This window comes from Halobellus sp. MBLA0158 (assembly GCF_041477585.1).
Classification (GTDB): domain Archaea; phylum Halobacteriota; class Halobacteria; order Halobacteriales; family Haloferacaceae; genus Haloquadratum; species Haloquadratum rubicundus.
Map to the genome: position 1 here is coordinate 2361440 of NZ_JBGNYA010000001.1, position 21512 is coordinate 2382951.

The 21512-nt window shown below is 62.4% G+C and carries 12 protein-coding genes; 3 read left to right on the forward strand and 9 right to left on the reverse strand.

All coding sequences use genetic code 11. From position 1 onward, the window contains the following. Positions 1–215: 215 nt before the first annotated feature. Positions 216–1583, reverse strand: a complete 1368-nt coding sequence (locus tag OS889_RS12005; RefSeq protein ID WP_372390092.1) for an aminomethyltransferase family protein — start codon at positions 1581–1583, stop codon at positions 216–218. Between the two features lie 137 nt (positions 1584–1720). Between OS889_RS12005 and OS889_RS12010 the strand changes: the two genes are divergently transcribed. Both OS889_RS12010 and OS889_RS12015 read left to right on the forward strand, forming a co-directional pair. Then, positions 1721–1975 (forward strand): hypothetical protein, encoded by a 255-nt coding sequence (locus OS889_RS12010; RefSeq protein WP_372390093.1) that lies wholly within the window; start codon positions 1721–1723, stop codon positions 1973–1975. A gap of 98 nt (positions 1976–2073) precedes the next feature. After that, entirely contained in the window at positions 2074–2853 is a 780-nt protein-coding gene (locus OS889_RS12015) for an MOSC domain-containing protein (RefSeq protein ID WP_372390094.1), read from the forward strand. A 16-nt stretch (positions 2854–2869) separates the two neighbouring features. Here OS889_RS12015 and OS889_RS12020 read toward each other — a convergent pair whose 3' ends face one another. The 7 genes from OS889_RS12020 to OS889_RS12050 form a co-directional block, all read right to left on the reverse strand. Beyond that, on the reverse strand, positions 2870–3313 hold the full coding sequence (locus OS889_RS12020) for a hypothetical protein (RefSeq protein WP_372390095.1): 444 nt from the start codon (positions 3311–3313) through the stop codon (positions 2870–2872). Between the two features lie 6 nt (positions 3314–3319). Beyond that, positions 3320–3838, reverse strand: a complete 519-nt coding sequence (locus OS889_RS12025; protein ID WP_372390096.1) for a DUF7342 family protein — start codon at positions 3836–3838, stop codon at positions 3320–3322. Positions 3839–3904: 66 nt separating this feature from the next. Continuing rightward, positions 3905–4570: a helix-turn-helix domain-containing protein gene (locus tag OS889_RS12030; protein WP_372390097.1), complete on the reverse strand. Its 666-nt coding sequence runs from the start codon at positions 4568–4570 to the stop codon at positions 3905–3907. A 183-nt stretch (positions 4571–4753) separates the two neighbouring features. Continuing rightward, complete coding sequence (locus tag OS889_RS12035; RefSeq protein WP_372390098.1) at positions 4754–7474, reverse strand: TRAP transporter permease; 2721 nt, start codon at positions 7472–7474, stop codon at positions 4754–4756. Further along, positions 7471–7983, reverse strand: a complete 513-nt coding sequence (locus OS889_RS12040; protein WP_372390099.1) for a DUF1850 domain-containing protein — start codon at positions 7981–7983, stop codon at positions 7471–7473. Before OS889_RS12040 ends, OS889_RS12035 begins: the two co-directional genes overlap by 4 nt. Positions 7984–8196: 213 nt before the next feature. Next, on the reverse strand, positions 8197–9231 hold the full coding sequence (locus OS889_RS12045) for a TAXI family TRAP transporter solute-binding subunit (RefSeq protein ID WP_372390100.1): 1035 nt from the start codon (positions 9229–9231) through the stop codon (positions 8197–8199). A 453-nt stretch (positions 9232–9684) separates the two neighbouring features. Continuing rightward, positions 9685–9810, reverse strand: coding sequence for a hypothetical protein (locus tag OS889_RS12050; protein WP_372390102.1), 126 nt, complete (start codon positions 9808–9810; stop codon positions 9685–9687). 153 nt (positions 9811–9963) lie between these two features. Here OS889_RS12050 and OS889_RS12055 point away from each other — a divergent pair, with 153 nt between their 5' ends. Further along, complete coding sequence (locus OS889_RS12055; RefSeq protein WP_372390103.1) at positions 9964–10161, forward strand: hypothetical protein; 198 nt, start codon at positions 9964–9966, stop codon at positions 10159–10161. Positions 10162–10337: 176 nt separating this feature from the next. Here the strand turns inward: OS889_RS12055 and OS889_RS12060 are convergent, their stop codons facing one another. Continuing rightward, positions 10338–20789, reverse strand: a complete 10452-nt coding sequence (locus OS889_RS12060; protein WP_372390105.1) for a choice-of-anchor D domain-containing protein — start codon at positions 20787–20789, stop codon at positions 10338–10340. Positions 20790–21512 lie beyond the last annotated feature (723 nt).

A 21512-nucleotide genomic window follows, 5' to 3' on the forward strand; every position in this document is an offset into this window, starting at 1 on the left:
TAACGCGGCCGACGGCTGAGGCGCGTCGCGTCATTGGCACTGGCCGCGGTATCAGTAGGAGTTTTCATCGAGTCGGCGTCGGTGGGGGCGATAGTCGCCGCTGCGGGCGCGTGAAAAGCGAAAGAAAGCGGAGAGAACGGCACTCGAAGGACTGCGGGTCCCGTCCGGGCAGCCAGGCAGCCGTCAGGTCGGCATCGGACGGGCGGGTCGCGCGCTCAGTCGGACTGAGCGTCCTGGCGCGCGTTCAGCTTGGCCTGCTCGCGGGCGCTCGGGTTGACCGATTCCTTGAACGGCACTTCGGCGACCGTCGCGTACACCGGCTCGCCCTCGTCTTCGGCGTACTCCTCGGGGAGGTGGACCTGGAACTCGATGTCGAGGTCCTCCTCGTAGATCTCGTCGTTGAGCTGCGCGTCGGTCTCGGCCTGGAGCTTGTCGGCGGGGACGAACCCGAGCCCGATGTTCGTCTCGAGGTCGGGGTTCCACCACGGCGACGTCATGTATCCGCACTCCTCGCCCGTGTCGGGGTCGGAGACGATCCAGAAGTCCGGCGCGTAGTCGCGGATGGGCTCGCCGGCCATCTTGAGGCCCACGAGCTTGAGGTTGAACGGGTACTCGCCGTCTTCGATGAGCTCCTGCTGGCGTTCGAGCTCCTCCTTGCCGATGTAGTCGGCGTCCTTGTCGTCGGGGACCTGGTATCCGAGGTTGACCTGGAACGGCGAGGTCTCGTGGTCCATGTCCTGGCCCCACGAGAGGATGCCGGCGGCGATGCGGCGGTGGTGACCCGGCGCGATCTGCCGTCCGCCGTGGTCCTTGACCGTGTCGAGGACGGGGTCCCAGACGCGCTCGGCGTTCTCCATCGCGTCGCGCACGTAGATCTCGAAGCCCTTCTCGCCGGAGAAGCCGGTCTGGCTGATGAGCACGGGCGCGCCGTTGATCTCGGCCTCCATCAGGCCGTAGTACGGGATCTCGCTGACCTCCTCGCCGACGACTTCGACCATCACGTCCTCGGAGAGGGGGCCCTGGATCTGCATCGGGGCGACGTCGATCTCGTCGATCTCGACGTCGAAGTCCTTGCCGACGTTGACGCCCTGGAGCCACTGCATCAGCGTCGAGTCCGAGATGGAGAACCAGAACTCGTCTTCCTCGACGCGGAGGAGGATCGGGTCGTTGAGGATGCCGCCGTCCTCGTTACAGAGGATGACGTACTTGCCGTGCATCGGCTCGATCTCGGTGGCGTCGCGGGTGATGACGTAGTTCGTGAGCGCCTCCGCGTCGGGACCCTTCACGCGGATCTGGCGCTCGACGGCGACGTCCCACAGCGTCACCTTCTCGGTCAGCGCCTCGTACTCGGCCATCGCACCGCCGTCTTCGGGCTCGACGAGGCCGCGCGGGTGGTAGGTCCGGTTGTACACCGTACAGCGCCAGGCGCCCTCCTCGTTGAACGACTTGTCGAAGAACGGCGACTTGCGGACGCGGGTCGAGACCAGCATCTGGATTCCCGGGTCCCCGGTCTGACGGAGATTACGCGGGAGCACTCTGTCGGATTGGTCGATACTCGGGTGGTTCGGGTGGTCCCCTGACATCTTCTAAAAGAACACAACAAACCTCAATAAAAGATGACCCTGATAGTGACGTACTTTTATCCCGCACCGGCCGAAGCACCGTGCTAGACCAACCCTTCCCGCGCATCGCTTATGATTCTCCGCCTCAAAACGGGCCTATGAATCCGTCTCGCCCCGATCCCGGCCCGGACGCCGCCCGCGCGTTCCGGCTCGGGATCATCGCCGGCGCCATCGTCGGCCTCGCCTTCATCGGGCTGCTGTACTGGACCGGTACGCTGACACTGCTGTTGTTCGCGTACACGCTCACCCTCCTGTTTCCGGTGTATCTTGTGTTGGTTGCGGTCGTGCTCAGCGTCTGGCTCGGCTACGACAGGGACGCGACCGCGCTCCGCCCGGTGAAGGTCGATCGGTAGGACGACGCCGGCGACGGCACGGAGCGGATCGACGAACGTCGCTCCCTACGCAGGGGCAAGCGCCACCGTAAATACGCGTCCCGACAGACACCGTAGCGATGGCACGACTCGACCGCCTCCGAGTGTATCCGGTGAAGGGTCTCGACGGCATCGAGGTCGACGCCGCGGACGTGCTCGGCGGCGGCACGCTTGAACACGACCGCGAGTTCGCGCTCTTCGACGCCGACGGCGACGTCCTCAACGGCAAGCGCACCGACCGCGTCCACGACCTCTCGACGGACTTCGACCCCGACTCGGGCGCGTTCGCCGTGGAGACGCCCGCGGGCGAGACCGAGGAGTTCGTGCTCTCCGAGGAGCGGGAACGGGAGCGCGCCGAGGCGTGGTTCTGCGACTTCTTCGACCGCGACCTCACGCTCGAACGCGACGCCGAGCGCGGGTACGTCGACCGCCGCGAGATGGGGCTGTCGGTGCTGAGTAGCGGCACGCTGGCGGAGATCGCGTCGTGGTTCGACGACCTGGGCGTCGGGAGCGTGCGCCGGCGGCTCCGCGCGAACGTCGAGGTCGCAGACGTCCCCGCGTTCTGGGAGGACCGGTTCGTGAGCGCCGACGCGCCGGGGTTCCGCGTCGGCGAGGTCCGGTTCGAGGGGCTCGATCCGTGCGGACGGTGTGTCGTGCCGGCGCGCGACCCCGACACCGGCGATGAGCTATCCGGCTTCCGCGAGCGGTTCATTCGACAGCGCGAGGCGACGTTCCCGGCGTGGGCCGACGAGGACGCGTTCGATCACTTCTACACGGCGATGATCCTCGCGCGCCCGTTCGATGCGGACCGCGGGCGTCGGCTCCGCGTCGGCGACGCGGTGGCCGTGATGGACGAGTAAGAACGGGACTCCGACGTCAGGCCGCTCCGAGCCTCGTTTCGAGGCGGTCGAGTATCTCCCAGCAGAGCGGGACCGGATGGAGCCCGCCGAACGAGATGGCCTCGTAGTCGTACGCTTCCTCGTCAGTCGAACGCTCCTGGTAGTGGGCCCAGCCGTCGACGTGTGGGTTCGGCTCGTGGTGCCACCCGCAGTCGAAACCGGATGCGTCGCTGTAGTGGAAGGCGAACTCGGGGCGGGCGTCGACAGTCTCGCCCGCGTACCAGCGAATCGCCAGCGTCCCCTCGTCGACGTCGCTCCCGAGCGCGGACGGGTCGATCGCGGCCTCGACGTGGGTGAACTGATCCGGCGGATCGCCGCGTGCGTGACGGACGGCGGGATGGCCTTCGACCGTCCGGCGGAGCTCGAGCAGGACGGTGTGGGACGCTGCTCCCGGGTCGTAGCCGCCGTCGAACGCGAACATCGCAGTTCAGGCGGGCGTGGGGGCGCCACCGGCGTATTCGGCGTAGTGTTCGACCGCGTCTTCGACGAGGCGGAGGCGGTACCGGACGATGTCCCAGTCGTTCGCGGTCTGACGGAGATCGCGCGTCTCGCTCGCGGTGTCGGTCTCGGCGGCCCGCTCGCGGAGGTCGGTCGGCGAGTCGACCTCGTACCGGTCCCGCCAGGTCTCGATCTGTGCCTGGAGGTCCGCTTTGAGCGCCAGGAGGTCGTCGCGGTCGCGTCCGTCGAGGAGGTCCCGGAGCGCTCGCATCCGCGTGTAGAGGGGATCGGGGGCGTACCGCGTCGCGCCGTCGGTCGCGGTGGTTCGGAGGACGTCCATCTCGACGAGCCGCTGGAGGTGATCTCGCGCGGTGTTGTCCGCGACGCGGGCCCTCTCGGCGATCCACCCGGCGGACCTGGGCTCCGAGAGCGTGAGGGCGACGCTCCGGACCCGGTCGAACGCCGTCTGGTGTGCTTTCCAGGAGTCGATCCCCGGCCGGCCGGTCATACTGGCCGCTACGCGATCCGTTGCAATAGTTCTATTGCCGGCTCAAATAATTATGCTCGTATTCTGTCAGTCCGTCTGTTCGTGGTCCCGATCCGCGATCGTCGCCGCGATGAGGTTCCGCATTCCGCGGCGGAGGCGGCCGCTCATCGCCGTCGAGGAGAGGTCCATCCGGTCTGCGACCTCGCTGAGGGAGATGTCGCGCGGTTCGGAGAAGTAGCCCTCCGAGAAGGCCAACTGCAGCGCGTCGCGCTGTTCGTCCGTGAGGCCGTACGAGGACTGGCCGCTGGCGTCCTCGTTGCTGTAGATCTCGATGATGTCGAGCGCGATGTCGTTGGCGATGGCGTACTCCCAGATGGAGTTCAGCGCCGAGCGATCGGGTAAGAGGAGGTGGACGAGCCACCCGCCGTCTTTGGTCTCGGTGTGGACGAGAAAGCCGTTCTCGTCGGTCACGATCCCGCTGATCAGTCGGGTCTGCGGCGTGTGCTCGATGTAGTAGATGGCGGTGTTGTCGGTGCGGTCGATCAGCTCGAAGGCCTCGACGGTGACGTCGTCGTCGAGCGCCGCTTCGAGTTCGTCGGGGTCGTCGTATTCGATGAGGAACGGGAAGTACGTCGAGCCCGGATCGGTCGTGCCCTGGGTGATCACGCGGATGTCAACGTCGCCGAGCCGCTGGAGGGTCGGGATGAGCGCGAGGTGTTCGTGTTCGATGTGTACCTTAGCTGTGATCGACATAGGTGGTCTCCGTGGTCGGTTCGACGCGGCCGCCGAGCGCCGTCGGCGACGGCGACGTCGGGACCGAGCGTCGGTCGGTGATGCGGTCTCAGTGCGGTCTTGTGCGTCCGTCTAACGCCCGCCTACGTTTAGTTATCGGTCGGGCGGCCTACGCGGGCGCAGCCACCCCGCGGCTCGGAGCGATCAGGTCGAAACGCCCCGAGGGTTGGTCCGGGTCGCCCCCGCTTCGCGCTTGTTCTTGGCCGCGAGCGCGACGAAGATGACGAATCCGACGCCGCGCAGCGTGAGGTCCAAGAGGAGCGCGTTCACCGAGACGGTGACGCCGGCGAAGCCGAGGAGGTCGAACACCGACGTCGAGAGCAGCCGCGGCGCCATGAGCAGGAGCGAACTGACTGCGAAGCCCGCGCGCTCGGCGCGGTTGACCGATCCGTAGAGCGTGCCGATGACGGTCGCGCCGAGCGCGACGACGCCGAGGAACACCCCGACGACCGGCACGAGGATCTCCGGCACCGAGTACGACAGCTCGGCGAGGTCGCCGAAGTTGACGATGCGGTACTGCTCCCGCAGCGGGAGGTCGGCCGCGTCGGCTTTCCGTCTGAGGAGGACGATGCCGGGCGCGAGGACGAACGCGAAGGGGACGATCGCCTTGTTCAGCGACAGCGAGAACGCCTTCACGCCGGTCTCGAAGGGGTCGGACTTGGCGACGCCGCTGGCGGCGTAGGCCGCGACCGCGACCGGCGGGGTGATGTCGGCGATGACGCCGAAGTAGAGGATGAACAGGTGCGCCGCGAGCAGGGGGATCCCGAACTCCACGAGCGGCGTCGCGAGCATCGAGATCAGGATGATGTACGTCACGGTGGTGGGCATCCCCATCCCGAGGATGATGCTGGCGACGGCGGTGACGAGCAGCATCACGACGATCGAGCCGCCCGACAGCGCCAAGAGCAGCGAGGTGAGGTTCGGCCCCAGCCCGGAGACGCTGATGACGCCGGGGATGATCCCCGCGGCCGCGACCGCGACGACGACGGGGACGGCCGTCCGCGCGCCCTCCTCCATCGATTTGACGACGAAGGTGCCGACGCGGAACAGCTGATTGTCGCCCAGGTCCCGCCCGGTCCGGTCGCCCGCGGACTCGGCCGCGCCCTGGACCGTGGGGTTGAGATCGAGGAACTTCGACTGGACGTCGGTGTGGTACAGCATCGTCAGCGCGGCGGCGAGCATCGCGTACCAGCCGATCCGCGGCCCGACGATTCCGAACGCCTCGGCGACGGGGAGGCCGGCGCCGCCCGCGCCGCCGACCAGTTTCGTGAACGGCACGCCGGCGACGGCGAAGCTCCCGAGGTCGACGGCGAAGATGGCCGCGAGCGTCCCGAACAGCGTGAGGCGGGTCTCGTCGCTGTAAGCGGCGATAAAGGAGATGAGCGCGACGAGCGCGACGAGCGTGAACCACGCCGACCGGGAGACCGACAGGCGCTCGACGATGAGATAAAAGAGGAGCAGGAAGATCGGGACGAGGTAGAACCACCCCGTCTTGAGGTGTTCGATGATCGAGGTGGTCTCGGCGGCGTCGACGCCGCCGATGCCCTCCTGGACGGCCTTGAGGTGGACCATCACCCAGACGCCGAAGAAGAAGACGATCGCGGGGATCGTCGCGAGGATGATGATCTCAGCGAACGGCGTCGCGGTGTACTGCACCATCAGGAACGCGGCCGCGCCCATCACCGGCGGGAGGATCTGCCCCCCGGACGACGCCGACGACTCCACGGCGCCGGAGAACTCCGGCGAGTACCCGGACTGCTTCATCAGCGGGATCGTGAACGCGCCCGTGGTGACGGTGTTGGCGATCGACGAGCCCGAGATCGTCCCCATAAAGCCGCTGGCGAGGATGCTCGCCTTCGCGGGGCCGCCCTTTCTCGTTCCGGTGGCGGCGTACGCGAGGTCGATGAACCACTGGCCGGCGCCGCTCATCTCCAGGAAGGAGCCGAAGAGGATGAAGATGTAGATGAAGCTCACCGAGACGGTAACGGGGATCCCGAAGACCCCGTTTTCGGTGTTGTACCAGAGGTTCTGGATGATGTCGGGCCAGGTGAGCTGCGGGATCGCGAGCAGCCCGAGGAACGGCGTGTTGCCGCTGATGAGGTAGCCCCAGCGCGCGTAGACGATGAAGGTGGCGACGATGATCATAAGCGGCAGTCCGAGGGTGCGTCGGGTGGCTTCGAGCACCAGGAGGACGCCGAGGGCACCGAGGATGAGCGCCCACGAGACCTCGCTGAGGACGGGGACGCCGCCGAGGACCGGCGCGAGGAAGGGGTAGAGCTCAGTGACGGGAGCGCCGGATTCGAGGCCGAAGACCCGCATGTCCTGGATCTCCGAGAACTCGGTGAGGAAGTAGTACGCCGACAGCGCCGCCGTGATCATACAGACCACGTCGAACGGCGTGACGCGCGAGCGGTTCGGATCGACGAACGCCCAGCGGAACAGGTCGCGGACGCCGGTCACGGCGCGGGCGATCGGACTGCCCGCATCGAAGGGGTCGGTGGCGGCGTCGACGACGCGCCCGAGCGCTCGCGAGAGGAATCCGTCGCCCATACTCGCGGGGAACATCAGGAACGTCAGCGTCAGCGCGAAGGCGACGTGGACGGCGTTGGCCTGCAGGAGCTGCAGCGAGACCTGCCAGTCGGGGGCCAGCGGGATGGGAATCGAGAAGGTGAAGCTCCGCGCCGCGAGGAACAGCTGAAAGAGGGAAAACAGGATGCCGATGACCGCGACCGCGAGGGCGGCCAGCCCCTTCAGGGAGCGTCGACGTTCGATCTCGTCGATGAGCTCCTCGGCTTCTTCCCTGGATAGTTCCTCGACCTCTGCTTCGGGTGGCTCGCCGCCGTCGTCGTGGTCGTTCGTGCTCATAGGAGTGTTTCGAGTAGTGTCCGTCGCTCGATGTGGATCCGAACGTCGTTGCCGTTCGTGGCCGCGACTAAGTCATACTGTCGGTCGCCGACGATAAGCGTGTGGTCCGCGATCCGGCCCGGCGAGACCGCGATGCTCTCCAGTTCGGTGATGCCGCCCGGCGGCTCGTAGACGAGCGTCCCGTTGACGTTGGTGACGTTGACGCGGGCGGGAAGCCCCCAGCCGTAGGACTCGAACTCCATTCGGGTGTTGACGAGCGTGTCGCCGTCGACGCGGTACTCGTCGTAGACGCGCGTCTTCTCGACGCTGTGCATATATTCGAGCGCGACCGTGCTGCCGTCGTCGACGGGCTGGGTGACGTACTCCTCGCCCGTGTCCAGGTCCTCGACGACGAGGACCTGCCCGGTCGGGACCGCGACGGCGACGCCGACGGAGAGGAGGAGTACCGCGAGCGCCGCGGCTACGAGAACGCGACCGACTCGTTCGCCTTCGAGTGTGTTCCGAATCACGGGTGTCGTGTTCAGTTCCCGGCGAGACGAGGCCGGGGGGAGCGACCACCGTCACAGAGTGGGCACGGCAGTCGCTGGAAGCGACGTCAGCCGCCCCGATGGTGCGATGCGGCGGTCCCGCGACCGGTCACGGCGCTCGTGTGGCGTTGTCCCGAGAAGGGTGCGGGTCCGCCTGCTGCGGTTGCGGTGGTCCGTATGAACTGCCGCGGGCGCTTACGCGTCGAAGTACGCGGCCGCGCCCTCGTGGAGTTCGATCGACATCCCGTCCTGTGCGCTGTCGGCCGAGATGAAGTCGGTCTTGATCGTGAGGTCGTCGACGTTGTCGAAGATGGCCGCGGTGACCGTCTCGACGGTGTCGGCGGAGACGCCGGCGTTGGTGGCGATCATCGCCTGGACCGCGACGGTCTCGACGGCCTCGTCGACGCCGCTGTAGGTGCCGGCGGGGATGGTATCGTCGGCGAACCACGAGGCGGCGTCCTTGACGGCCTGGCGGTTCTCGCCCTGGATCGGGACGATCTGGATGTCGTTCGTGGTCGCGAGGTCCTCGATGGCGCCGACGGGCCAGCCGCCGACGACGAACGCCGCGTCGATGTCGCCGTTGGCGAGCTGTTCGGACGCCTGCGAGAAGCCGGCGTTCTGCTCGTTGTAGTCGGTGATGCCGACCGCTTCGAGGATCTGGTTCGCGTTGACCTGGGTGCCCGAACCGAGGTCGCCGGTGTTGATCGTCGCGCCGCTGAGGTCCGAGAGCGTCTCGATGCCCGTGCTCTGGAGGGTGACGACGGTGATCGTCTCGGGGTAGAGCGTGGCGACGCCGCGGAGGTTCTCGATCGCGTTGCCCTGGAACGTCTCGATGCCGGTGCCGTTCTTCGCGAAGTACGCGATGTCGTTCTGGATGAGCGCGAAGTCCGCGGACCCGTCGGCGAGGCTGCCGACGTTCTCGACGCTGGCGCCCGTCGACTGGACGGTCAGCGAGTAGTCGGTGTTCTCCTCAACGACCGTCTTGAACTCGTTCGAGAGCGGGTAGTAGGTACCGCCGGTGCCGCCGGCGTGCCAGCTGAGGCGCGTGCTCGTTCCACCGTCGCCGCCGCTGCTCTCGGTGGTGGCGGTGTCGTCGCCGCCGTCGCCGCCGCTCGTCTCTGTGTCGCTGTCGCCGCCGCTGCCACCGTTCCCGCTGCAGCCCGCGAGGGCCGCGATGCCTGCGATACCAGTCGCTTCGAGGAATCTCCGACGAGTCCGATTGTTCGTCATACGATTCTCCATAGCGCTCTATAGGTTTATATTTCTGGTGTTTTTTTCCTGATTGTGAGACATACTCAATCGCTAAAACCAGTTGCTTGAATACCTGAAATAGTACCGTTTCTTATAATAAAATAATACGTATAGTACTGACCGGGAGTTAATCTCGGATACGCAAAATAGTAATTTTTTCTTCAGTCTGTTTTTATTGCTATTGAATCGAATTCGAATTGCGTCGCACTCATCGCAAGATTTGGGATGAAATCCAAATCACACGAACACGGGATTCCGCTTGACCCTCAGTAAAGAACCCGGGTGTCGCGAAACTCCTCGGATAGATATCCCTTTCCGATGTGTCTGTATGCAAAGAGATGTCGTTACACTCGGTGGGATTCTGGTGTGACAATGGCCGCTGCGGTGGTCGACTCCGCCCTCGAAAAAATGGTGCCGCACCCCTTCTCGGGTTCAGCCGACGACCGGTCGGGGGTCGTCGTCGCCGCTCCCGAGGATATCTTCGACGATATCGTTGATGTCCGGAGCGCGGCGGTCACGCCGAGGTTCGTCTGTCGGGTAGTGCGGTACGAGGGGCATCCTATCACCCCATCGGGGCTACGATATCGGAACGGAAAATATCTCTGCTGTCGACGATTTGATCAGGACCTCGTATCGACCTCGTGGGCACATCGAACTCATATTTGATAACTGGGTCGGAAGATTTTATGCACGGTCGGCAGAGGGACGAGTATGAGCACCGTGACGAACGCACTCCAACACATCACCGGAGTTGGTCGGATCCTTGTGTTATTCGTCGTGTACGTGGCGGCCCTGACCGTGGGGACCGCGACGGTCAAGGTCAAACGAGGGATCGATCGGGCGCACTTCGGATCCGTCCGTCTGCTGCACCGGCTCGTCGGCACACGGGCAGTTCGCGACGAGACGTAGGCCGTTTTTCGATAATTTCATTCTCGCCACAGACGCCTCTCGTCCGGCCCGGTCAGCTAATCATCGAACACTCAGCGTCGGCTCAATCCGTCGAGCAGTACGAGCTGCTGCCGAGTCGTTGAGAGTGACCGACCAAGGTCGTTGAAAAACTGACGGCGAAAAGCTCTCGGGCTATCTCACTGCTGCCGGTAGACGAGGTAGCCGGCGGCCGCGAGCAGGATGATGACTACCAACGCGACCGGGAGGAACTCGAACCCACCCGGCTCCTGCGGCGTGTCGGTCGGGGTGTCCGTATCCGTGTCCGGTTCCGGCGTCGGCGTGTCCGGTTCCGCCGTGTCCGTCACCGGCTCCGGCGTGTCCGTCACCTGTTCGCGCGTCGTGACCGCGAACGGCGAGAACCCGGTCACCGGCGCGCTCAGCGTGACCTGATCGCCGGACTCGCTCGCAGTCGTTTCGAGCTGCTGCCAGGCGCCGTCGCGGTAGTGCTGGATCACCAGGTCGCCGGCGCTGATTCCCAGATCGTCGAGCCGCGACTGCGAGATGGTAATTGTCACTGTCGCGGTCTGGCCTTCCGGCGGGTCGGGCGCGTCGATGTCGACGCCGCTGACGTACTGCCCCGTCGGTGCGGGGGCGTCAGTCGGCGGACTGGGTAGCTCTTGGACGTTCACCTGCCCGGTCGTGTCGGGGACGTTGACGGAGACGCTCGTCGCGCCGGTGCCGCCCGAGAGCGACACCGTTGCGGTGCCGGTCTCGTCGAGATCGGCTGTCGCCGAGACGGGTTCGGGCGTAGCAGGCTGTTCGGTGATTACCGGCGCATCGTCGTCACCGTCGCCACCGGTGGGACCGGTCGGGCCGGTCGGACCGGTATCTTCTGGGTCCACCGTGAGCGATGCCGTTTCGCCCCCAAGGATATAAGTGAACGTTCCGGTCGAACTTGGGTTCACGCTGAAGGAGACGGTGTCGGATCCACCGGCCGAGACCGTCACCGACTGCGAGGTCAGCGCGTTCCCGTTCTCAGTCGGCGTGAGAGTCGTCGTTCCGCTCACCACGCCGTTGTTGGTGACGTTCGCCGTCAGCGTCGCCGAATCACCGACCGTGATCGATGTCGGGTTGACCGTGAGGTCGGTCACTGAGAGGTCCGACTCTCCGACGACGATGGCGAACCGCGACAGCGAGTCAGTGGTACCACGGTAGATGTAATCCGTCCGTGTCTCACTCACGCGCGTCGTACCGTCACTGACGGGTTCGTATCCGCTGCCGTTGTACCGGTACAGCCGGACGTCATCGGCCGAGGCACCGAGATCGTCGAGAGCCGCCTTGCGGACGCGGAACTCAAGGCTGACGTTTGTGATTTCGCTCGGGGTGATGCCTCGGGGAGTCGCCCGCAGGTATCGTACGGCGGTGTAAGGCTGGTCGCTATCGATGCTGGCTCCACCGAAGGCCGTCTCCTGCCCCTCGAAGAAGAGCTCATAGGTACTCGCCTGGGTCGCGGGCTGGATACCCGTTAGCGCGGCGTCAGTCGAGAGCCCCTGATCGAAGGTCCGTTCGGGTTGCAGTCCCGGCGCGACGTTGTCGTAGTCGGCGGTCACGCTTCCGAACTCAATGTTGATGACGGCCTCCGCGTTCGACAGGAAGACAGACGCGGCCGACTGACGTGGGTCGTTCGTGAGCACGTTGAGCGAGCCGAACCTGACACCGCGCTCCTCCGGCGACAGTGAGACGTTCAGGGTCTCGGACTCGCCGGGCGCGAGTTCGGTGTCATCCGGGCGATCGACAGAGTACACGTCCTCACCCAGAATACCGCTGACCGTCACGGCTTCCAGGCTGAGGTTTGCTGAGGCGTTGATGCCGTTCGTGATCGTCACGGTCCGGTTCGTCGTCGTTCCGGGCGCCGTCGCACCGAACTGCACCGCGCCGGGCGCAATGAGGTCCGTCGCCTTGCCGGTGGCAGTGAGGTCCGCACTCACCCTCGTCGCGTCCGGATCATCGCTACGCACTAGCACCCGTGCCGACCGCGGCTGTTCGTTCTGCGCTGCGGTGACGTTCGTCGGCGTGAACTCAACGGTGACGTCGCGGCTGCTCTGCGGCTGTAACGTGAACGGTGCTGCCGACGAAGCCAGTGTGAAGCGACCGGAGTTCTGTCCGAGGACCGAGAGTCTGGTCACGTTCAGCCGCTCGTTGCCAGTGTTACTAACGGTGAGCGTCGCCGTACTCGTCGTACCGACCCGGGTCTGTGCGAACTGAACCGTCGACTGTTCGAGTTCGATATTCGGTTCCGTTCCAGTGGTGCCGAGGCTTGCCGTTAGCGTCCCGTCGTCGGTTCTGATCTCGAGCTGCGCTGAGAGACTTCCCGTCACACTCGGCGACGTCTGGACGGTGAAGGGTTCGCCACTGTCGGCAGGGATGGATGTCGTCGGCAGTCCAGACACGGAGAACGCCGCCTGATCAGCGCCCGTGATCGTGACGCTCGTCACCTGAAGCTCCGCCTCACCGTTGTTCTGGAGGGTGAGCTGGCGTGACGTATCATCGCCGACGCTCACGCGACCGAAGTCGACTGCGGGCGTCGAAAGCGATGCGTTGGACGTGATACCGGTACCGGAGAGGCTTCCGATATCTACGTCATTGTCCGCGTTCGTCTCGATCTGGAGACTGCCGGAGAAGGTGCCGGTCGACTCCGGCGAGAACGCCACTGTGTATGTCTGCGTACTGCCGGGCGCCAGCCGCACGGCCTCGTCGCCGCTGACAACACTGAACGCGCCTCCAGTCACGTCCGGCGCGTCGAGTTCGAGCGTCGCGTTGCCGGTGTTCTCCACCGTGAGCGACCGTTGCTTCGAGCTGCCCTCTCTGACGTCGCCGAACGTCTCGTTGAGATCGTCCGAGACGTTCAGTTCGGGCGCTGTCCCGTCTGCCGAAAGCGAGACAGTCTGGTTGTCACCGGGATCGTTGGTGGCGTTAATCGCCAGGTTAGCCTGCGTGGCTCCGGCGCCACTCGGGCTCACCTGGACGGGCACGCGCACGGTAGCACCCGGAACGAGTGTCGTCTCGCCAGGTCCGAACGCCTCGAAGTCGGAAGCTGCCGGTCCGCTCACCGTGACCCCTGAGAGATTCAGCCGAACGCCGCCGTCGTTCGTGACGACGACAGTCCGGTTCTCGGATGTCGTACCGACGGCTTGCTCGCCGAAGTCGATCGAGGAGACGTCCACGCCCGTATCAGGTGCCGTCCCGACGCCAGTGAGCGTCACGTTTCGGACCGGATCGTCCGTCGCGTTGGTCCGTATCGTCAGGGTGGCAGTTACCCGACCTGCGGTGTCCGGAGTGAAGCTCACAGCGGTGGTCGTGGAGAAGTTACCGCCAACCGTCTGTGTCGGCTGATCGGTCACAGAGAAGTTCTCTGCGCCATTGCCGCTGATGCTCACGTCTGAGACATTCAGCGTCGTCCCACGGAGCCCGGGGTTGATGATCCGAACGCCTTCGGTCACGGTCCCACCGTTGACATCGACGTAGCCGAACTGCAGTGCGGTCGTGTTGAGCGCCACTCTCGGCGGCGTCCCTTCGCCACTCGTCGCGACCGTGAATCGGTTCCTCGTGCCCACGTCGCTGCCGTTCGCCGCGAACGTGATCGACGCCGACTGCGGACCGATCGCGGTCGGCTCGAACCGGACCGTCACGTTCTCGGAGCTACCCGGTGCGAGCGTGTCGGGGAGATCGGATACGACGCTGTATGCTCCCCTGGCGCCCGTGACGCTCTCAACCGAGAACTCCTCCAGCGATTCGGCGTTACTCGCGGGGTTCGTGAGAGTCACCGTCTCTGTCACTTCGTCACCCTGACCGACCTGGCCGAAGTCGACGCTCGACGGGCTACCTTCCAGATCGGTTGCCTCGCTGGTCCCGCTCACGTCGATTTCGAGCGTCCGGTTCCCGAGGTCGTTCGTCGTGAGCGTCACCGTGGAACTCGCCGTCCCCGGTGCGATCGGTGCGTAAGTGACCGTCACGGTTCGGGTCTGGTCCGGCGGGATCCGAACCGTATCGCTCTGACCAGTCCCCGACACCCTGAACGGTGCGCTCACCGGAACGGCGTCGGCGGCGTCGACTTCGAGCATCGCCTCGCCGTCGTTCCGGATGGTGATCTGCTCGCTCGCGCTACCGCCCTGCGAGACGCTCCCGAAGTCAAGCGTCCCACTCGGGTCAGTCACGTTCGCGATCGGCGTTAGACCGTTCGCAGTGACGGTCAGTGTCGGATCGTCGACGTCCCCAGCGGCTGTGTTGAGCGTGATGTCTGCGGTTGGCGAGGAGCTCGTCGCATTGACCGTCACGGTCACGAGCGCCGTGCTGCCGGCGGCGATCGTCCCCGGATCCGTGGCCGTGAACTGACCGGTATCTCCAGCAGTTACGTCTGACGTTACGTCGATCGATTCAGTCCCGTTGTTCTCGACGAAGACCGTCGTCTCCACCGGCTCGCCCTGGGTGACGTTTCCGACATCGATGCTCGAACCTGCCGCGGGCGAGACGGCGATCGCTCCACCCCGGCCGGTTCCGGAGAGCCGCACCGGTTCTGTCGGGTGGAACGAGTCGTTCGTCTCGATCGTCAAGATCTGGCCGTACTCTCTGGGTTCATTCGGAGCGAACTCGATAGTGATCGTCTCCGAGCTGCCCTGAGCGATCGTCAGCGTCTCCGCGGTGGTCCTGGTGAACCCTGCCGCGGGGCTCGGAACTGTGACGTTGAGCGGCTCGTTCCCGGTGTTCGTCACGTCAATGGAGGCGGTTGAGCTGGAGCCTGTGTTCACCGGGCCGAATCTCAGCCGCGTCCGGCTGAAGTCGGCCTGTGGTGCTTCGCCGGTCCCGGTGAGGTTCACTGTCCGAATCGGGTCACTCGGCGTATCGGCACGGAACCGGAACGTCGAGTTCACCTCGTCGCGCGTCGTGGGCGCGAACGCGATCTCCACTTTCCGAGTCGAGTTCGCCGGCAGCCGGCTCGGGAAGGTGGATTCGTTGATGACGTACTGGCTGGCGTTGCCGATCGTCTGCGGCAGCGAGAGGGCGATCGCCCGGCCTCCGGTGTTGTTGAGGGTGACGGTTCTCACAGCCGTTGCCGTGTCCGCCCGCGACTCACCGGTCACCGGTGAGGCGTTGACTGACCCGTAACTCACTGTATCGTTCACTGTCAGCGGATTGGACACCGTCACGGACGTTTGCGCGCTGTTGTATGCGGTCCCGTCTTCGGTCTGTTTGCTGGCGACCGCCGAGTAGGTGCCGGCGACCCGGATCGACGTGGTGACGAGCCCGTCGTCTCCGGTTGTCACCACCGTGTCGCCGACTGAAACCGTCGCGTCGAGCGGTTCGCCGGAGCTCGCGTTCGTGACGTTGAATCGAATCGGCCGACCGGCGGTGACAGTCGACTCATTGGCGCTGATATTCAGATCGACGACAGTTTGCGATATCGCCACTTCACGGGGGCCGAACACGGTCGCCGAGTCGTTCACCACGACGCTCGCCGTTCCGGTCGTAGTGAAGGTGGTATCGTTGGAGACGGTAGCTTCCTCACCTGGTTCGAGTTTCACCTCGGTCTCATTCACGACCGTCTCGTTCGGGCCGTCGATCGTGACGTTGACGCTCACCGTGTCGTTGACTCCCCCGCGATTCACTACTGTCGAGTTGACGAACAGCGTCTCGCCTGTCTGTAAGGCAGTGCTCGACAGATCGAAGCCTGTCACGGCCGCAGCCCGTTCGACGGTGACGTCAGCGACAGTGAGGTTCTGCTCGCGGCTTTCCACGGCGAGCGTGCGCGTCACCGTATCATTGAACGTAGCGCTCAGCCGGGTGGTGTTTGTGTCTCCGGCGGGGACGAACACGCTCGTGTTGGATTCGACCGTTCCATTAGCGGTCAGATTCACCGTTCTGGTATCGCTGCGATCCCCGTCGTTTTGGAGGTCGACCTCGACGGTTATCGAGTTCCCCGCGTAGAACGGCGGTTCACTCACGAGGGTTGCGCCGGTGACCTCGATGTCGGCCGGTTCGACGACCTCGACGGTCGTGCTGGCCGCCGTGAAGAATTCCGTTCGGCCCGGAGCTTTCGTTGCCTCTGCGGTGAACGTCCCCGGTTCGGTGATGTTCACGGTAACGTTGCCGTTGGGGCCGGTCGTTCTCTCCTCACCGGCGACGATAACCGTCGCGCTTTCAACGGGGGTTCCCGCACGCGTGACAGTGAACGTGACGCTCTCTTCTGTCGTTATCGTTGCTGGGGATGCCGTGATGTCGAGTGGGACGGTTTCGCGGGAGACGACAACTGACTTGGGTGTGAGGTTCCCGACGCGGATCGGCACGTTCCCGATCCGTGCCACCGACAGATTGAGCGTTTGATTGAACGTCACGGTCTTGGTCTGCTGGCGGCCGATCGAATCGATCGTAGTGCTGTTTACCCTGGTCTCGTTCACGAACAGGGGTACCACGACGTTCTGATCGGGCGTCGTGCCGCGGTTCCGCACAGTGGCATTCACTACCACTGAGTCATTGATGGCGACCGATTTGGGGGCGACGGTGAATCCGGTAACAGCGGACTGCGGCAGGATGTTGACCGTCCCAGCCGTTACCGTGATTCCGTCGCCCTCGCTAACTACTAGGGTCCGGCTACCCGGACTATCGAACGCCGCTTGAAGGGAGATTGTCGTATTGTTTCCGGGTCCGAGGGTGACGGACCGGTTGTCGAGGTCGGTCTCGGATCCCTGAAGCGTCAGATTCACCGCCTCAGTCGTCTCTTCGTCGCCGATGTTTTCGAGTGTCACGTTGACCCCGACCGGATCGTCCGTGAACGTCTCCGACACGTTCACGAAGGCGTCAGTGATCGTAATGTTGCCCGGGGCAAGGACGTCGATCGTCTCGGTGTCCGGCTGGAAGGCAGTTGTTTCCGTCGACTCTTTGGTCGCAGTGATTTCGTACGTTCCAGGCTCGTCGGGGGCAGGTTCGACGACACTACCGTCGAGAATCCCTGTGTCGATTATCGTCCCGTTCGGTGCTCTAACTGTAACGTTCGCTGAGGTCAGGTTGCCAGTGTCTTCTCGCCTAACGGTCAGATTCACCGGGTCACCCGGATTCACTTCCGTCCGATTCGCGGTGAGATTGAGATCGACGACATCGCGTCTAACAGTAACGGCTATCTCGTCGGTCTGCGCCCCTGCCCGTACTGCATCACGGATCGAGAGAGTCGTCGTTTGGTTCTCCTCAAGGGTGATGGTGAAACTCACATTGGCCGTCTCTTCGGGTGCCAGAGTGCCGTTCTCCGTCTTGCTTGTCGGCTCTCCACCCTCAAAGAGTGTCGCGTTGAACGTTCCGTTCACTCCGCCGACGTTTGTCACGGTCGCGTTCGCGGCGAGAGTTGTACCGCTTTCGACGCTGAAATCAGAGGTGTTGCCGTTGACCGAGAAGTTGCCGTAGCTGAGTATCGCAGGCTGCAGCACGATGACGTTTCGGGTATCTGTGTCGTCCGCGCTTGCGACGGTGAGATTCAGATCACCGGCGTTGTCATCATTCGTTTCGTATTTGAGGCTGATGGTTTGGTTCTCGCCTCCAGCAAGTGTGAGAGCGGTACTGTTGACCGCCGTTCCGTTTGCCAAGAGACGGATAGTTTGCGTATCATCCAAGTCACCGAGGTTCTCGATTTCGGCCGTGACGTTGATCTCATCACCTGCCACGACTTCGTCGGTCAGCTCGCCGATGTCAACGTCGAACTCGGCCGGTCGATTCACGGTAACGTTGGTGGATTCCGAGGCGCCTTGTGTGGTGACGGTGGCCGTGAAGTTACCACGGTCGTCCGCAGTCGTCAGGTACGTGAACTCGGCTTGCTCTGTTGCTCCGCTTGCAACGTTGACCGTCTGGCTGTCGTTGAAGACCGTCTCCCCGTCCTGAGTGAGTTCGAACGTGATGGTCCGCTCGGCCGCAACGCCGCCATCGTTCGAGACCGTCGCGTTGATCTGGATCGGTTCAGTCTGGTTGACCTCTGTCACCGAATCATCCGCGATACCGAGCGTGATATTTGCAGGCTCAACGATGGTGTAAGTCGTGCTGTTGGCGGCTATCTGTGTGCCGTCGTCTTCCGAGAACTCGGTGGAGAGCGTGTAGGTCCCGTTGGACGGGTTCTGTACAGCGTCAGCGAGAATCGTGATATCCTCGTCTTCTGTAACGTCAGTACCGATTTCTACCGGTTCGGGGAGGGGTATTATGAGCTCGCTCTCGCCTCTGATCACACTATCGTAGGACGGTGAGAACTCCATGGAGTCCGGGAGTGTAACCGTCGGCTGAGAGTTGCTTAGCTCGACCGGAGTACCGAAGTCCACAGTGATGTTCTGTATCGTCTCTCCACCGGCATCACTCGTCACCGTCGCGTTAATCTCGTAGTCAGAGGTCGTATTAGCGATATTCGAGGTGGTATCCAGACTGATGTCGATGGCAGTGAGTTGCTCAACGACCGTCAAGTTCCCGGTCGCACTATCGTCCTCACTGAAGACGCCATACTCGAATGTGCCGGTCGTTTGTCCGACCTGGACGTTGGTGAACGTGACCGTTGTACTATTACCGCCGTCGATCGTTTCGGATTTCGAATCAACGACTTCGCCACCGATCCGGAGTTCGATCGTCTGGGTTCCGGTGGCTTCTCCGAGATTTGTCACGTTCGCGGAGACGTCGATGGTATCTCCGGTCGCGACAGTCGCCTCAGCGGGATCGAGGTTGGTGACGTTGAATTCCGCCGCTTCTCTGATGGTGACATCTGCGGAATCTGTATCGTCCGTACTCGCGACCGTCGCGTCGTACGTCCCGGGCGCAGTCTGTGAGGTGTCCCACTCCAGATCGAACGTCGTGGACTCGCCACCGGTGAGAGTGACACTCTTGTTGGCAACGACTTCGTCACCGACGGTTAGATTGATTTGCTGAGTGTCCCCGTCGATATTGACCGTGTTCTCGACGGTCGTGTTGACGACGACAGTTTCGTCTTCGACGACGTTGAGCGTGGAGTTTGCTTCGTTGATATTGACGTCGTAGAACGCGTCGTCAACGACGTTAACGTCTATCGAATCCTGAGAATCAAAGCCGTCGTAACTGGTAGCGTCGACCGAAATATCGTACTCTCCTGGTTCTTCCAGAGTAGTATTGAAGGTGATAGTTTGCTCGTTGCCTGAAGTAAGAACCAACTGTTCGTTAGTATCTACAACGTTTCCATTAACAGAGAAATCAATGTTACTAACGCCGAGTCCATCGCCGATATTTCTGATTGTTGCGTTGACTGTGACTTCTTCACCGCTAGCTAGCTGTCTGTCTGTCGATTCTTCAATATCGATAGTGTAATACGCACCAAGACTATTGGTTATTTGAACACTTGTCTTGTTAGTGTACAACTCTCCGGTTTCACTGTTCTCCGCAACGTGAATGATCCCGTATTCACTCGTGTCGAAACTATCGAGCGTACCTATTTCAAATGTCGTTTCAGTCCCCGTAGCGTTCTTTGCGACTATCGATGCGTTTTCTATTTCCGCATCAGTTGAGTTCTGGAATCGATCACCGATACCGCCGCCTATGAAGCCGAACGCATCGTCTATAGTAAAGATGCCAATTTCGTCACTCTCACCCAAATTTTGGCCCAAGAGTGAGGATCCTTGTTCGATCCTGCGAACACCATTGAATCCGGAAATAGTCGATGTAACATTGATACTAGCTGGATCGATACTCTGGAGGCTATCAATTTGAGCAGTTATTTCTCCACCAGAGAAGTCGGTTTCATCATAGAGGATAACTGCTTGTGTGATATCTTCTTCATCTCCAGGGAGATCTGCTTCCGCGCGGACTGTTACGTTCTCACCTGGACGGTACTCGGGCCGCGAAGCTTGTATCGTCGAACTTCCGCTCTGGACGATAGCGAAGTCCAGTCCGATCACGCGTGCATTATCGATAGAAGCGTTACCTTCATCGACACTTATGCTTCCGTTGTTGACAGCAAGGAAAATGTAATTCCCGCTGCCGCGTCCATCGGCTTGTAAGTCGTAGGTTATTTCTTCGTTATCGCCAATGGTGGTAGTCTCGAATACTTCAACGGTCGAACTCTCGTCATTAAGCAGATCATCTATTTGTGTGATTTGCGAGAACGCGTCAAGCCCCTCCGAGGAATCAGTCTTGACCGCGACAATATCAGCCTTCGATCCGTCAAATCGCTCAAGCGAACCAGTATCCTCGAAGTCAAATGTTAGCGTCCCATCTGGAGGGTGAACAGGAACAGTCCCCTTATCGCCCGGATATACTTCGGACTCAATTCCCTCGGCATTAAGGAATACGCTCGGAACGCCAGTCTCAATACTTACTGGACTATTCTCAACATCCACTTGGAGTCCTTGGAAGAAGAGGTTGAATAGGGCGACGTTGTTTGATGCCCGAATGAACCCATCCGTCGGGCCACCAGAACCCGTGGTTAACGTTTGAATACTGCCTTCTTCAGTCGTGCTTCCGGACTCTACAACCGCGCGAAATTCGTAGGTCGTTCCTGGTGTAAGGAATGCCAGCGATTCATTGTAAGTCCCGTTTATCTTTATACTTTGGTTCGGCGTCTTACGGAATTTGTTCTCTGAAGTTGGACGCCACTCGAAGTACACTACAGCGGAATCCTGAGTCAGATTATCTATTTCACCGTTCAGTGTAGCAGTGTAGTTTCCGACATTGGTCGCTGCAGACGTGGATACAGTAACACTACTCGTCGCCGCAGGAGATAGCGATGAACTATCCACGCTCAGGGATGAAGGAGCGGTTTCGGTCGAGGTCGACGTATCAGTCGGCGTAAGGGTAGGTGTTGGAGTTGGGGTAGGGGTAGGTGTTGGAGTTGGGGTAGGGGTAGGTGTTGGAGTTGGGGTAGGGGTAGGTGTTGGAGTTGGGGTAGGGGTAGGTGTTGGAGTTGGGGTAGGGGTAGGTGTTGGAGTTGGGGTAGGAGTAGGAGTTGACGTCTCAGTTGGAGCCGGCGTTTCGGTCGCTGTCGACTCACCCGATGTAGCAGTCGTCTCGTTAGTCGCAGCGTTATACGGTGATCCGAGGTCGGAACTCCCCGATTGCTCGATAGCGCCCGGTTCCTCGGACGCGAGAGCCCCCGAAACAGGCCCTACTACTACGGACAGAACCATCAGCCCCGCCAGAACCAAACTTAACAGCTTGGTCCTTTTGTCAGACGGTCGTCTCATAGTGTGTCGATACAGAAGGAGGGTAATAATACTTAGGCACAGTAACATATTTCATAATCGTACACGGATTGCCCAAATCGGAACTTGTCGATACCGAAGTTCTCCGCCCTGCTCAGATTTTCATATAGTGATAATCGACGAATTTTT